Genomic DNA, 15,450 nt, shown 5'->3' on the forward strand with positions numbered 1-15,450 from the left:
GCCGTGGAGATCGCCGGCCAGAAGCCCGACTATCATCTGTATCGCCGCAGCCGGACGCCCGTCTGGCTGGCGCTGTCCTGGCGGGCCCTGCTGGCGCTGGCGCTGATCGGCATTGCGCTGGCGGTACACTGGTTCGACCGCGACGGCCTGCGCCAATCGTCGGGCGATCCGGTCACCTTCACCGACATCCTGTACTTCACCATGATCACCGTCACGACCGTCGGCTATGGCGACATCGTGCCGGTCACCCAGCAGTCGCGGCTGTTCGACACGTTCGTCGTCACCCCGATCCGGCTGTTCGTGTGGCTCATCTTCCTGGGGACCGCCTATGACTTCCTTCTCAAGCGCGTATGGGGTCGATGGCGCATGTCGGTGATCCAGCGGCAGTTGCGCGATCATGTGGTGATCGCGGGGTTCGGCAACAGCGGCTCGGAAGCCGCCAGCGAGCTGATCCGGCGCGGCGCGCATCCCGACACGATCGTCGTGATCGATGAGAATCCGGCCGCGTTGCGCAATGCCGAGGCGCTGGACGTCGCGGTGATGGCGGGCAACGCGACGCGCGACGCCGCCCTTCAGGCCGTGCGCGTCGGGACGGCCAGGGCGCTGATCGTGGCGGCGGGGCGCGACGATACCTCCATCCTGATCGTCCTGACCGCGCGCCGCATCGCGCCGAACCTGCCGATCAGTGTCATCATCCGCTCGCTGGACAACGAAGCGATCGCGCGGCAGGCGGGCGCCAATACGGTGATCAATCCGGCGAGCTTCGCCGGGCTGCTGCTGGCGGGATCGACGCATGGCGCGCATCTGGCCGATTACATGGCGGACATGGCGGCGACGGACGGCCGGGTCGCGCTGCGCGAACGATGCGTCGCGGCGGACGAGATCGGGTTGCCGTTGCGCGCCATCACCACCGGGCTGGGCCATCGCATCTATCGCGGCGGCACGATGATCGGCTTCTGGGAAGCGGCGGCGAACCGGCTGGAGGCGGGGGACGTCATCCTGGAGGTCGTGCCCGCCCCCGGCCGTGACACAGACGGGCCGGCATGAACGACATTCTCGCGGGCATCGAGGCGCATCGTGCGATGCTGGGGCTGATATTCGTCATCGGCCTGTTCGTCGCCTATGCGCTCGAACGCTTTCCACCCGTCACCATCGCGGTCGCCGGTGCGGCGATCATGATGGCGCTAGGCTGGCTCACGCCGCCGCTCATCACCGCCGCCTTCGCCAATTCGGCCCCGATCACCATCGCGGCCTTCTTCATCCTGTCGGGCGCGCTGGTGCGGACCGGGACGATCGAGGCGCTGGCCAGCCTGATCGTACGGCGGGCGGGAAAGGCGCCGCGACGTACCGTCGCGGAGATGCTGACCGGCGCAGCCATCGCGCCGGCGTTCATCAACAATACGCCCGTCGTCATGGTGCTGATCCCGCTGGTCCGCAGATTGGCGCGATCGGTCGGCATACCCGCGACCCGCCTGCTGATACCCTTGTCCTATCTTTCGATCCTGGGCGGTACGCTGACCCTGGTCGGCACGTCCACCAACCTGCTGGTCGACGGCGTGGCGCGGGCGAACGGGCTGCCGGGGTTCGGCATCTTCGATATCACTGCCATCGGGCTGGTGACGATGGGGGCGGGGGCGGCGACCATGCTGGTCCTGGGGCCGCGCCTGTTGCCGTCACGCCCCGACAACGCCATCGCGGACCGGCACCAGCTATCCTATCTGACCGAGATCGCGCTGCTGCCCGACGCGGCGGACAAGAATCCCAGTATCGCCGATCTCGCATTCCTGCGGCGCGATGCGGTCCGCCTGATCGCGGTCCGTCGGGGATCGCGGATCGAGCGCAACCCGCCGCCCGACTTGGTGCTGCAAACGACCGATCGCCTGATCGTCAGCGCCACGGCCGACGAGCTCGACGATCTGGCGCGTAGCGAAGGCTTTCTGATCGGCCTTCAGAATGTGGGTCGCCCCATCCGGCTGTCCGACAGCGCCCGGTCGGACGATGTCCAGCTGATCGGCCTGACGATCGGTCCGGCGCACCCGGCGCTCGGCCGCGAGCTGCGCGACATTCCCTTCCTCTCTCATCTTCCGGCCCGTGTCCTGGGGATCGGGCGGGCGCGGCATCTGCCCGGACCCGATCTGGGCAGCGTGCGCCTGCGCGCGGCGGACAACCTGCTGGTGGCGGCGGACGACACGGCGCTGACCGAATTGCGCGCCAACACGAACCTGATCGCCGAGGATACCAGCCATATCCGCCGCTTCCGCCGCACGCGCGCGCCGGTCGCGATCGGGGTGCTGGCCGGGGTGATCGCGCTGGCCGCGCTGGGGGTGGCGCCGACCGCGCTGCTCGCCATGATCGGCGTGGGTGTCGTCCTCATAACGCGGTGCGTGGATGCGGAAGAGGCTTGGCGGTCGATCGATGGCAGCGTCCTGGTGCTGATCTTCGCCATGCTGGGCATCGGCGGCGCGCTGGAATCGATCGGAACGGTCGACCTGATCGTCAGCGCGATTTCGCCCTGGATGGTCACGCTGTCGCCGCTCGGGGTGATCATGATCCTCTATTTCCTGACCTCGGCACTGACCGAGACGGTCACGAACAATGCGGTCGCCGTCATCATGACCCCGGTGGCCATCGGCCTTGCCCGCTCCACCGGGCAGGACCCGCACGCGCTGATCATCGCGGTGATGTTCGCGGCCTCGGCCAGCTTCGCCACCCCGGTCGGGTACCAGACCAACACCATGGTATATGCGGCGGCCGATTACCGCTTTTCCGACTTCGTTCGCATCGGACTGCCGATGAATGTCGTCGTCGGATTGGCGACCTGCTTCGCGATCGGTTGGCTGGCCTAGCGTCCCCGGCAATCCGGGGAGCGGCCCGTCGGATCGTCAGCTCCAGCTGGTCGCGCGGCGGATCGCAGCGTCGACCGGTACGTCGTGCAGCCGGCGATAGCGCGCCTCGACCAGGCTGAAGAGCCCGAAGGCCAATAGCCCCACGCCGACGATCAGGTCGAACGGTTCGGTCAGCCATGCCAGGGCACGTGCCATGCCGCCCGCCTCGCTGGCCTGTTCGTCGATCCCGGCCTTGACGAGGAGATAACCGCTGATGAGGAACACCAGCCCCCGCGCCGCATAGCCTGCGCGTCCGCTCCACTGGACCCAGGGACGATGCGCCATGGAGGGTTCGAGATAGCGCAGGAACGAGCCCTTGGCCGCCTTGACGAGCTGGACCGCGCCCAGCCCCGCCAACACCAGCGCGCCGACCAGTACCAGCGCCCAGCCGCCGGGCAGTTGCAGCGCCGTCCGGGTGCTTTCCCGCGTGCCGTCGCCGGACAGGGCGGCGCCGCGCATCACCGCGACCGCCTGCCATGCCAGAAAGAGGTGCACCGCGCCGCTGACGCCCGCACCGACACGTTCCGCCATACCCTTGCGATCGGTGCCATGGCGTTCGAGGTCCAGCGCCGCATCCGCCAGCCGCCAGATGCCATAGGCGACCAGCCCGGCGGCGATGATCCCCAGCAACAGCTGCCCGCCGCCTCGGCCCAGATATTCGATGGCGCCGCTGGGGTCCTCGGTCCGCCCCGTGCGCAGGATGAGCAGGGAAATCACGAGGTACAGCAGGCCGCGCGTCGCAAAGCCGATCCGGGTGAGCGTCGTCAGGCGCGAGCTGGCGTTCATGACATCTCCTTCGCGGCTGAAAACAAGGGCGAAGTCATCTCGTTCCCAAGCCAGAACGGTTTACCTCCAGCGCGCCGGATGAAATCGAAATCACGCCCCGATGCGTCCTTGCGCCCCCGCGTCTTACCGGATCACGCGCCCTGCCATTCGATCCACGCGCCATAGGGGTGGCAATGGGCGATCACCCGATCCTCCCCGCCCGGCCAGGTGCGAAGGCGCAGCTCGACCCGCGTGCGCCCCCGGTCCCACTCGAAACCGATGCAGGCCAGCGGCCGCCGGTCGGTCGCGGCGCGTCCCGCCTGCGCCAACATCGCCTCGATCGCTTCCCGGTCCTGCGTGCCGAGATATTGCATCACCATCGAATGCAGAACGACGCGGTGCCGCCCGTCCGTCATGGGCTCCGCAAGCCGCACGGCCAGCCATGATGCGGCATCGCCCTTGTCCACACGTGGCGGATGCTGCCGCGCGATCGTGAGCGCGCCGTCCAGGCGTCGCTGCCGATCGGGTTGGTCGGCGAAGATGAAGGAGGCGAGGCGCTCGCACGCCGCCGGGTCGTTCACATCGAGCGGGTCGAGGTCGACACCTCTCGCCGCGCGCACCGTGACGGGCGCGTCGGGCGGCGGCGGGCCCCGCCAGCGGGGCGCGATCCGCACCGCCGATCCCGTCATCCCGGCGGGCACGCCCCCCAGGTCATAGGCATAGCGCGCGATGTTGAGATTGAGCCCCGCGCTCGCCCCGATCTCCAGCAGTTCGAATGCGTGGCCGTGATCGCGCGCCAGGACCATCAGGCCGGCATGCAGGGCGGCGGCGCGGCCGATCTCGTTGGTCTGGGGGACGCGGTGGAGCCATTCGAGCAGGACATCGTCATGCCCGGCCAGCGCCAGCGCGACCGCCTCGTCGAAGCAGCGATGTTCGCCGGCATAAAGTCCGCTCAACAGGGGCACATCTCCGCGCCGTGCCAGCGCATGGAGGGCGGCGTTGATCCGCATGGCGACCGCCGAGGATGCGGCATCGCCACCCCAGGCGCGGATCACCGCCGCGCTGCGGGGTGCCTTGTCGAGTTGACGCTCGACCGCCAGCAGCAGATCGGCGACGAACGGCGTGCCGACCGCGCGCATGACGAGCGACTGATGGTGCAGCGACCCCGCCGGTGGTGCCACGCCTGGCGGAGCGAATAGGGACGGGCCATCCGGCGCGGTGCACATGGTCTTGGGATGCTCCGGCTGCATCGGTCGTCTGTAAAGCGTGAGCGGCCGCGCATCGGGTGGGGTGGGCCCATCCCGATGCACGGCGCCGTTACCTGGCGAACTCAGAAGTTGAAGTTCGCCCCGGCGCTGAAGTTGCGCCCGACCAAGCCGGCATAATGCCAGCTGCTCAGGTAATTGGGATTGCTGGTATAGGCCGCCGCCGCCAGCGGTGCGCGGGCATTGGTCAGGTTCTGGATATTGAAGAAGAACCGGAACTGGTCGTTCACCCGTACCGCCGCGTTCAGATCGACATAGACGAACGGCCGGACATAGCAGGCGTCGCCACCCTTCGGCAGGGGCGCCAGCGCGTTGGCGCACGACAGGTCGATGACGCCGTTGACCGGCTTGATCCGGTCGGCCGCCACCTGCTTGATCCGCCCCACATAATAGGTGGTCGCGGTCAGCGAGAATTTGCCGACCTCCAGCGCGTTCTGCCAGTTGCCACGGATGCGCGGCGTGCCGCCACCCGAGGACAGCTCGTACGGCCCCAGCGTTCCGGCATATTTCTGCACCACGCCCTCGGCGGTCACCAGATCGAGCTGGAGCACGCGGGTGACGTCCAGGCGGCTGATGAGGCGCGCATTACCCGCCAGCGGCACGCTGAGGTTCGCCTGCAGGTCGAGGCCCGAGCTGACCATATAGTCGGCATTGACATAGGGCACGTCGAACACCAGCAGACGGGGCAGCGCGTTGGGGTTGGCGGGATCGGGCGCGTCGATGACGTTGCAGCGATAGCCCTGGCCCACCGCCGCCAGCGCGGCACACGCATCGGCGACGTTGGTCCGCCCATAATAGGCGTCGATGGCATCGGCGCGCTTGGGACCGCTGACGATCAGGTTCGACTTCTTGATGTTGTAATAGTCGAGCGTGAGGTTGAACCACGGCGTCGGGCGGATGATCGTGCCGACCGTGAAGCTGCGCGATACCTCGGGCTTGATGTCCGGGTTGCCGGTCGCGCCGCTGCCGATGTTATAGCTGCCCGTATAGGCCGGATTGCCCGGATGCGCATTGGCGAACCCGGCGGGCGGGGTGAAGGACGAGAAGCCGGAATAGCTGCTCGCCGGGTTGCTTTCCGCGAAGGTCGGCGCGCGGAAGCCCTGCGAATAGGTCGCTCGCAGCGAGAACTGCTCGACCGGCGTGAACTTCATGCCGACCTTGGGCGAGAAGTGACCATAGCCTTGCGAATAATGGTCATAGCGGCCCGACACGTTCAGGTCGAATTCGCGCACGAACGGCATGTCGACCTCGAAGAAGCCGGCGGTCACCGTCTGGCGCCCCTGGGCCGACGAGGTGTTGAGGCCGTAATAGCTCAGGTCGAAATTGGCGTTGCGGTTCATCAGCGTCTCGCGACGCACCTGGAAGCCGGCACCGACATTGAGCTCGCCCCCCGGCAATTCCATCAGCGATTTCAGCAGCGAGCCGCCGATGGTCGCCACCGTCGAATAGGACGGCGTGGTGCGCGCGGGCGAAATCTGGTTGCGGACGGCGGCCGTGTTCCGGTCCGGGTTGACGAAGTTGTAGGCCCCGGTGTTGATCGCGCCCAACAGCCCCTGGATATTGATGAAGCCATATTGCGTGACGCTGAGATTGTCGCGCGCATAGACGCCGTTCAGACGGAATTTGAAGCCGCCGCCCAGATCGCCCGAGATGCCCGCCGTCGTGCGGAACACGTCGAGCGAACGATCGCTGCCCGCCTGGATGTCGCCGAACCGATAGAAGATGCGCGCCGCCCCCTGGCCGGGCGTATTGGCGTTGGCCGCCGCGAAGGGGTTGTTCGGGTTCAGCTGTCGGTCGGCGGCCGTGGCGCAGTTATTGCCGGTCGGGCAGATATAGACCGGCAGGACGATGCCCGGGCTGCTCGACGCCAGCGACGGCAGGCCGCCGAAGGGCTGGGTCTGGCGGATGTCGGACGGCGTACTGCGGATGCTGACTTCGGAGCGCGAATAGCTGGCGCTGGCGAACCCTTCCAGATTGTCGCTCAGGCGAACCTGAAGGCGTGCGGTCGTCGAGTAGCGCTGCTGGCGCGGCTGGATGATCGAATATTCGTCCGCCAGATTATGGGCGCAGCCGGTGCCCTGTTCCGAGCCGGAATTGACCGTGAAGGTGCCGAACGGGCAGGCGCCCGGATTGAGCAGCTGGTACCGGTTGGTCAGCGGCGCGCCGACCTTGCCCGACAGGGGGTTGTTGAGGTCGCTCTGCGTGACCTGCGTCACCACCGCCTGAGGGTTGGATACGGTCAGCGAATCGTCGTTGCGGTTGCGGTCCGGCAGGCCGCTGGGGCGCAGGTCGAGCGTGTTGAACGGGTATCCGCGCGAGTTGTTGGTGATATACCCGTCATAGGTATATTCGCCGTTCACATAGACGTTGAAGCCCTGTTTGCGGTAATCGCCGTAACCGGCGGTCAGCGTCGCCCGGTAGTGCGAGCCATCGGCCTTTTCCGTCGTGCCGCCCTGCACCGATCCCTCGATGCCCTGAACGTTCTTGCGACTGATCAGGTTGACGACGCCACCGATCGCGTCGGCGCCATAGGTGGACGATGCGCCGTCCTTCAGCACTTCGATACGGTCGATGGTGCTGAAGGGGATCGAGTTCAGGTCGACATAGGCGTTGTGGCCGTCATCGTTCAGCGGGAAATTCGCCGAGCGCAGGCCGTCGATCAGCACCACCGTGGACGACACGCCCAGACCGCGCAGCGACACCGCAGCGCCGCCCGCCGAGAAGCCGTTCTTGAAACCCGTCGAGATCGAGCCGGCGCTATCGGCGGATACCGAGCGGATCGCCTCTTGCGCGGTGGTGATGTTGGCGCGCTGCAGCGTGGCCGATGTCAGCACCGTGACCGGCGAGATCGAGCTGGCATTGGAATCCCGGAACAGCGTGCCGGTCACGATGACCGTTCCGCCCTGATTGGCGTCGGGCTTCGGCGTGGGCGCAGGCGTGGCGTCCGGGGAAATCTGCGCGGCGGGCAACGGGGTCGCGTCGGCCTGATCGACGGTTTGCGTCGTCGACGCCGCCACGATTTCCTGTGCGTAAGCAGGTGCGGCCATCGCGGCCAGAACGGCCACAGTCGAAATGCCCAGGCGCAACTTGCCCGGTACGGAATTCATCAAAGTCACGAAATACTTCCCCCATGTAACGCGGCAGCGACATCTCGCCGCCGGTCACAGTCGCCGTGACATGGCGATGTGATGGCGCGGCGCCTATCATTCGGGAAGTTACCGGAATGTTAAATGGCAATTGAGTTTGCTAATTATGGCGTGGATGAGTTTCCCGTACCAAACAACGAATTGTCGAAAAACCAAAAATCATCAAATATGTTAGGAGCGATGTGACGATGTTGCGCAAAATAGAAAACGTTAAGGAATTGCATCCAGAAGGTTAAAATAGGGCATATCGTTTAAAGTGGCATCCATTTTATGCCATGGGTGGGTACGGCTTCTGTCCAGCCTGACAGCCATGGCGGTGCCGATCCGCCTATACCCTTATCCCGCAGCACGACCGCGACCGGACGGAAAGACCTTTCGCGATCCTTCCGTCCGGGGCGATGATTACGACGCGCTATCGAGCGAGGCGGCGTCGAGATCGACGGTCATTTCGCGCGGCCAGAAGCGGAGCCCGCGACATGTCTCGACGAACGCCTTGACATCCTTGGCCTTGGCGAGCGGGACGAAGCCGTCGTCCTTTTCCGTCATGCCGGCCGCCTCGAACAGATCGTTGGCGGCCATGGTGTGGCCGATGAATTTGCAGTGCGCGAAAGCATCGGCGACGAAGTCCTTGGCCGTCGCATCCTTGGCCAGCATGGCGACGCCCGCCTCGGCGGGCAGGACGGCGACCGCATCGTAGAGGACCGAGGGGCCTCCATCGATCTTCTGCTGGGCCGGGACCTTCGTTCCATCGTCCAGCGTGACGCCGCCGATCTTGGGCGCCACGACCTCCCACAGCGCGCCTTCCGCCGCCAGCGCCTTGGTCAGTCCGGCGAACAGCTCGGCGCTGCTGTCGTCGGTCAGCAATATGCCCATCTTGCGCCCCTTGAAGCTGTCCGGCCCGTTGGCGAGGATGCTCAACTTGGCCGAGGGGGGCAGGTCGCGCGTCGGCTTGGCGGCCTGCGCCGGTTCGGGCAGGTCGAGGCCCAGCCCGTCGGCTACCGTGGCCGCCAGACCCTCGTCGATCAGCCGCAGGTGCGAGACGGCACGCGCGCGAATGTCGACCCGCTCGACCTTGGACAGCTCGAACACCAGCGCGTCGCCGATATGCTTCTGTTCGATGGGCTGCTGGCTGACGAAGAATTGCCGCGCCTGGCTGTAATGGTCGGCGAAGGTCTCGGCGCGCAGCCGCTGCTTGGTGCCCTGCACCTCGGCGGGGAAGCTGCGATAGCCGATGGTCGGGTTCTCGCGCGGGCCGCCATCGGGGCCCCAGCTATTGGGCTCGTAATTGGCGCGCCCCTTGGGGTTGTGCATCGCCATATGGCCGTCCTGCTGGAAGTTCATCACCGGGCAGCGCGGCGCATTGACCGGGATATGGGTGAAGTTCGGCCCGCCCAGCCGCTTCAGCTGCGTATCCAGATAGGAGAAGTTGCGCCCATGGAGCAGCGGGTCGTCCGAAAAGTCGATGCCGGGCACGACATTCTGGGTGCAGAAGGCGACCTGTTCGGTGGCGGCGAAGAAATTGTCGACATTGCGGTTGAGGGTCATCGTGCCGATGATGCGGACCGGCACCTCCTGCTCGGGGATCAGCTTCGTGGAATCGAGATGGTCGAAGGCCAGGCGGTCGGCGGTCTCCTGGTCGAACAGCTGGACGCCCAGATCCCATTGCGGGAAGTCGCCGCCTTCGATGGCGGTCCACAGGTCGCGGCGGTGGAAATCGGGGTCGGCGCCGTTGATCTTGACCGCCTCGTTCCACAGCACCGATTGCAGGCCCTGGCGCGGCTTCCAGTGGAATTTGACGAAGGTCGACTTGCCCTCGGCATTGACCAGCCGGAAGCTGTGGACGCCAAAGCCCTCCATGGTGCGGAACGAGCGCGGGATCGTCCGGTCGGACATCTGCCACATGACCATGTGCCACGCTTCGGGGCTTAGGGACGCGAAATCCCAGTAATTGTCGTGTGCCGACTGGGCCTGCGGAAAGGCGCGGTCGGGCTCCTGCTTCACCGCATGGACCAGATCGGGGAACTTGATCGGGTCCTGGATGAAGAAGACGGGGATGTTGTTGCCGACAATGTCCCAATTGCCCTGTTTGGTATAGAATTTGACCGCGAAGCCGCGCACGTCGCGCGCCAGGTCCATCGACCCCTTATTGCCCGCCACCGTCGAGAAGCGGACGAACACCTCGGTCTGCTGCCCGACGGTGCTCAGCACATCGGCCTGGGTGTAATCGGCGAGGCTGTCGGTCAGCTCGAATACGCCGTGCGCGCCGTACCCGCGCGCATGGACGACACGCTCGGGGATGCGCTCATGGTCGAAATGGAAAATCTTCTCGCGCAGGATGAAGTCCTCGAGCAGCGTGGGCCCGCGTTCGCCGGCCTTCAGGCTGTTCTGGTCGTCGGCGATCGGCACGCCCTGCTGCGTGGTCATGGTGTTGGCGGCGTCGGCGGCTGTCTGGTGCGTTTCGCCGCCATGGCCCTGCTGCTCGGCATAGCGGGTCTGGCCGGCGGCGCCAGCGGGAAGGGTGGCCGCCTCGCCTTTGGCCTTGTCGCCACCGCGCTTGCTGGTCTTGTTGGCCATGATGCTATCTTCCATTGTTGATCGGGGTCACCCGCCCAACGCACGGGCCGCTGGTTTTCCTTTTCGAAAAATGGTTGATATTGATCAAGATGGCGTCGGCGGCGCGCCGGTCAGGGCAGTTTGATCTGCAATTCGTGACGCGGGAAGTCGACCGCATAGCCGGGGAAGAGATTCAGCAGATCATTGCCCAGGATGATCGACGGTGTCGGATCATCGTCTTCGGAAATCATGATCGGCACGTTCGACAGGCCGATCTTGCCGATCGAGAGCTTGGCGATCCGCGCGACCCGTATCTTTTGTCCTCCGGCCGATGCGCCGCGGATCTCGCCGCCATCGGCAAGGCGCGGGTCGTTCTCGGCCCAGCCGAGCAGGCGGAAGGCGGCGGCGTTGGCGATCGTCACCGCCGCGCCGGTATCGATCAGCGCGGGGACACGCACGCCGTCGAGCGTCAGCGGGATCTGGACGAACCCTTCACCCGTCCCGCTGCCCGCGATCGTGGCAAAGCCGGGGCCGGCGGCGGCGGACGGTTCGGCGGCGATCCGCTTCGTGCTGCGGTCGATCAGCAGCTTGCGGCTCGTGAAGGTCTCCATGCCGATGATCCCACGCGCATCGGTGACGCCGGCATTGGTCAGTTCGACCATCGCGACGAAGCGCATGTCGATCAGCGGGTTGGTCATGCGATCGACGGGATACAGCCGGGCCTGTTCGCTGCCCGTCGCGCCGTTCACCCCGATGCCGCCGTTCAGCGGCTTGAGCGCCAGTTCGGTGGCGAGCGCACGGCTCATCAGGCTGGTCTGCGCGGCGGTGTCGACGACCATGGGGAAGGGCCCCTTGCCATTGATCTGCACCGTCATGACCGGGCGCCCGCGCGTGTCGTGTTGCAGCGGCGCCTCGCCCGATGCGGCCGGGGCGGGGCGGGTGGACGTGACGACGCGGGCGGGTGCGGGAGGGGGAGCGGGCTGGGCCTGGATCATGGCCATGGCGGCGAGGATGAGCATAAGGCGGTTCCTGTCGAGCGATAGGGAAAGGGCGGGGCGATCAGCGCAGCTTGCGGCCGGACACGTCCCAGACCTCGACCGGGGCAAGGCCGAGAGCGCGGACCTGCGGTTCGATCGTGCGCAAGTCCCCGATCACCACCCAGGTCATCGCATCGGGACGGAACAGCCGACGCGCATCGTCCTGCGCCGCGTTCAACGTCACGCCCTCCAGCCGCTGGGCCAGGGTCGTCGGGCGATCATAGGGCAGATGATAGGTGGTCGCGGTTTCCAGCGAGTCCAGAAACGCCTGGTTGCGCGAATAATGCAGGGTCGAGGCGCGGATCATGGTCTGCCGCTGGGCGTCGAGTTCCGCCTCGGTAGGCGGACGCGTCGTGGCGAATTCGGTGAATTCGCGGCGCAGTTCGGCCAAGCTGGCGGCGGTGCGGTCGGCCTGAACGGTGCCGCGCGCGACGAACAGCCGGTCGCCGGTCGGCGCATCCTCTATCTCGCCGCCAAAGCCGTAGCTCCAGCCCTTGTCCTGCCGTAGATTGGCGTTGAGCCGGCCTGCGCCGATATCGGCCAGCGTCGCGGCGGTCAGGCTCTCCACGGCCGATCGGTCCTTGTCGAAGGGCGGAATCCGCGTGCCGACGGTGATGCTGCTCTGCGGCGCGCCGGGCGCATCGACCAGGATCACACGCGGGCCGGGCGTGCCGCCCGAGGGCGCCGGCATCGTGCGGTCGATATGCGAGGCGGGACCGGTCCAGTTGCCGAAATAGCGTTCGGCCAGCGCCTTGGCCTGGTCGGGCGTGACATCCCCGACGATGGTCAGCGTCGCGTCGCCGGGAACGATGTGACGGGTCTGGAAATCGACCAGCGCCTGGCGGGAGAGGCGCTCGGCATCCTGCTTCGTCGCGATATGCCCCCGCGCGTTCCGGTCGCCCCAGATCGCCCGCTGGAGCAACGGCATGCCGGCGGCGAAGGGATTGCGCGCCTGAGCAGCCACCGCGCGCAGGGCGTCGGCACGGGCTTCGTCCACGGCGGCCGTGGGATAGGCGGGACGGCGGACGAGATCGGCGACGAGCGCGAAGGAATCGTCCAGCCGGCTGTTCGCCGCGCTCCAGCGGATACCGCTCGTCCACGGCCCCGCCCGCGTGCCCATCTGTATGCCGAGCTGCGAGAGGCGCCGTTCGACCGACTCGCCCGAACGGGTCTTTGCGCCCGAGCCCAGCAGGTCGAAGGCGTTGGTGACGACATCCGGCGCGACCCCCGGATCGGTCAGGGTGCCGCTGCTGAATTGCAGGCTCATGTCGGCGGTGGCGGCGCCGGCCCGCCGGGCGACGACCAGCTTCATGCCGTTGGCCAGCGTCATGGTGGTGACGGGCGGAAAGGCGATCTGCGCCTTGAACGGGCCGGGGGGCGGCATATGGCTGCGATCGACGTCCGCGGTCGCCACCTGCCGCTCGGGCACGGGCATGGTGATAAGCTCGTAATAGGGGCGGCCCAGCCATCTGGCGGCGACCGCGCGCACCTCCTCCGGCCGGGCGGTGTTGATCCATGCGCGCTGCTTCAGGAAATAGCTCGGATCGCCATGCGCGACCTCGCCTTCGCCCAGCCGGTTGCCGATCGCGCCATTGTCGTCCAGCGAGCCGAGCAGCGACGCGTCGGTGGCGGCGATGATGCTCTGCAACCGCGACGGGGCCGGACCCTTGGCCGCATAGTCGGCCAGCGCGGCGTCGAGCGCGCGATCGGCGGCCTCGGGCGAGACGCCGGGACGCAGCGCCATCGTGACGTTGAGCACGCTGCCCAGCGCGCTTTCGTTGACGGTCGCGTTGACGCCCGTCGCGACTTTCGCCTCGGTGACCAGCGCCCGGACCAGCGGCGCATCCTTCGGTCCCGCCATCGCGCGGGCGGCGAGCAGCAGCAGCGTGGTGTCACGCGGCGAGCCGCTGGAGATGGGCCAGTTGCGCGATATGCTGGCCTGGGCGAATTCGCCATAGACGAGATCGCGCCGCGTTTCGGTTAGCGACGGGGTCCATTGCAGCGGTCTGCTGATCGGCGTGCCGGGGCGGATCGCGCCGAAATAGCGGGTGATCTTCTCGCGCGCGGTGGCGGCGTCGATGTCGCCCGACAGGACCAGTACGGCATTGCCGGCACCATAATGCCCCTGGAACCAGCGCTTCACATCGTCCAGCGTCGCGCTCTCGATATCTTCGGTCGAGCCGATGGTGGGGTGCGCATAGGGGTGGCCGGCGGGATAGAAGGCGGTCAGGAAGTGACGCCACGCCATCTCCTCGGGACGCAATTCGCCCTGCCGCTTTTCGTTCAGCACGACCCGGCGCTGTTCGTCGAGCAAAGCCTGGGTGATGCCCCCGTCCAGATAGCCCATGCGATCGGACTCCAGCCACAGGACGGAGTCGAGCGCGTTGGTCGGTACCGTCTCGAAATAGACGGTGTCGTCGGTGCGGGTCATGCCATTGGCCCCGACCGCGCCGATCGCCTTCAGCGCCTCCATATATTCCTGCGGCCGGTTTGCGGTGCTCTGGAACATCAGATGTTCGAACAGATGCGCAAAGCCCGTCTTGCCGGGCGGCTCGTCGCGCGACCCGGTCTTGTACCACAGACCGACGAGCACCGAGGGGTTGCTATGGTCGGTATGGACCAGCGCGGTCAGGCCGTTGGGCAGGGTGAAGCGCTCGAACGACACGCTCGCCACCTGCGGCGCGGGCGCGGGCGCGGGCGGCCTGGCCTGCGACCAGGCGGGGGCGGGCAGGCAGGCGGCCGTACCGGCGAGCCACAGGCTCCACAATGCGCGTTTGGCGGATTTCACGTCGACGATCCCATCATGCCCCATGCCGATGGCCGACAGGAACCATGATTTGCTTGCATCAGCCTTGCAGCGGCGGACGGCCTTGATATCGCACGACGATGGCGGCCGGCCGGCCAGCAAGGTTGGTGCAAGCCAGTCGCCATAGACCCTTGGGCAGGCCCCGGATGCGCATGCCAGATCCGGGGGGCGGGGACGCGAATGGACGATCGATCGGACGGGCTGCTCCATCAGCGGCTCGACAGGCTGGAGGAGAAAGGGCGCGCGACGCTCGCGGCGGCGGCGCGCGCGGCCGCCTGGCGCCGGGCGGTCGATCTGGCGGCGCGCAGCGCGATCGTGGTGCCGGTGCTGGTTCTGATCGTGGCGGTGCTGCGTCCGGTTCCGGCGCTGCCCGCGATGCTCTTCGCGGTCGTGGTGCCGCTCATCGTCCTGGTGGCGGCAGTGGCGGTGCGCATGGCGCGCTTCGGGGTGGAGCGCCGCGCCGCCTTGGCCGTGATCGACCGCTCGCTGGGGTTGAAGGACCGGTCGGTCATCGCCGCCGAATTCCTCGCCGACGATCGGCGGGACGGCTTTCGCCGCGCGGCCCTGCAAGAGGCGATGCCCTGGCTGGAACGGGCGGGTTCGACCCCGATGGAAATGGAAGCCGATCCGGCGCGGCGTGATCGGTACCGCTGGGTCCTGCCATTGCTGGGGCTCGCCATCCTCGTCGCCGCGCTGGCCATTCGCCCGTCCCCATCGCCCGGACCGGGCACGCAGGAGCCCTCCGCCTTGCGGCGGATCGCCATGGCCATGGGGCTTTCCCCGAACCGCGATGAGGTCGACGCGGATCGCGACCGTGCGGGGCCACAGGCACGCAGCCGCGATGGGACGGCCGCAGCGACGGGTGGGGGCGCGGCGGCCGGATCGTCGGCGAGCGGCATCGGTGCGGCCGGCGTGACGAAGAACGGTGCGAGCGCCGCCGGCCCGGCAATGCCGCTTGGCGAGGCGCGAAATGGCGGCGAAAAAAAAAAAAAA

At 67.2% G+C, this 15,450-nt stretch carries 9 protein-coding genes; 3 read left to right on the plus strand and 6 right to left on the minus strand.

Translation table 11 applies throughout. From position 1 onward, the window contains the following. Nucleotides 1-3 precede the first annotated feature (3 nt). Together ACQKJZ_RS07065 and ACQKJZ_RS07070 are read left to right on the plus strand one after the other, a co-directional pair. Nucleotides 4-1,047 (plus strand): potassium channel family protein, encoded by a 1,044-nt coding sequence (locus ACQKJZ_RS07065; RefSeq protein WP_427730511.1) that lies wholly within the window; start codon nucleotides 4-6, stop codon nucleotides 1,045-1,047. Further along, entirely contained in the window at nucleotides 1,044-2,846 is a 1,803-nt protein-coding gene (locus ACQKJZ_RS07070) for an SLC13 family permease (RefSeq protein WP_427730512.1), read from the plus strand. The genes ACQKJZ_RS07065 and ACQKJZ_RS07070 overlap by 4 nt, the downstream gene beginning before the upstream one ends. Before the next feature lie 36 nt (nucleotides 2,847-2,882). Here ACQKJZ_RS07070 and ACQKJZ_RS07075 read toward each other — a convergent pair whose 3' ends face one another. The 6 genes from ACQKJZ_RS07075 to ACQKJZ_RS07100 all read right to left on the minus strand — a co-directional run bounded on the left by ACQKJZ_RS07075 (nucleotide 2,883) and on the right by ACQKJZ_RS07100 (nucleotide 14,439). After that, on the minus strand, nucleotides 2,883-3,671 hold the full coding sequence (locus ACQKJZ_RS07075; RefSeq protein ID WP_427730513.1) for a DUF1206 domain-containing protein: 789 nt from the start codon (nucleotides 3,669-3,671) through the stop codon (nucleotides 2,883-2,885). A 131-nt stretch (nucleotides 3,672-3,802) separates the two neighbouring features. Beyond that, the gene (locus ACQKJZ_RS07080) at nucleotides 3,803-4,900 is read right to left on the minus strand and encodes a DUF2332 domain-containing protein (RefSeq protein WP_427730514.1); all 1,098 of its coding nucleotides are present in this window, start codon (nucleotides 4,898-4,900) and stop codon (nucleotides 3,803-3,805) included. An 80-nt stretch (nucleotides 4,901-4,980) separates the two neighbouring features. Then, nucleotides 4,981-8,022, minus strand: coding sequence for a TonB-dependent receptor domain-containing protein (locus tag ACQKJZ_RS07085; protein ID WP_427730520.1), 3,042 nt, complete (start codon nucleotides 8,020-8,022; stop codon nucleotides 4,981-4,983). Between the two features lie 441 nt (nucleotides 8,023-8,463). Continuing rightward, the gene (locus ACQKJZ_RS07090) at nucleotides 8,464-10,635 is read right to left on the minus strand and encodes a catalase (protein ID WP_427730515.1); all 2,172 of its coding nucleotides are present in this window, start codon (nucleotides 10,633-10,635) and stop codon (nucleotides 8,464-8,466) included. 110 nt (nucleotides 10,636-10,745) lie between these two features. Beyond that, nucleotides 10,746-11,633: a retroviral-like aspartic protease family protein gene (locus tag ACQKJZ_RS07095; RefSeq protein WP_427730516.1), complete on the minus strand. Its 888-nt coding sequence runs from the start codon at nucleotides 11,631-11,633 to the stop codon at nucleotides 10,746-10,748. 40 nt (nucleotides 11,634-11,673) lie between these two features. Further along, complete coding sequence (locus tag ACQKJZ_RS07100) at nucleotides 11,674-14,439, minus strand: M16 family metallopeptidase (RefSeq protein WP_427730517.1); 2,766 nt, start codon at nucleotides 14,437-14,439, stop codon at nucleotides 11,674-11,676. A 198-nt stretch (nucleotides 14,440-14,637) separates the two neighbouring features. Here ACQKJZ_RS07100 and ACQKJZ_RS07105 point away from each other — a divergent pair. After that, the coding region (locus ACQKJZ_RS07105; RefSeq protein WP_427730518.1) for a hypothetical protein at nucleotides 14,638-15,450 on the plus strand (813 nt) is incomplete at its 3' end.

The sequence above is a fragment of the Sphingomonas sp. NPDC019816 genome (genome assembly GCF_050274375.1).
Lineage (GTDB): Bacteria > Pseudomonadota > Alphaproteobacteria > Sphingomonadales > Sphingomonadaceae > Sphingomonas.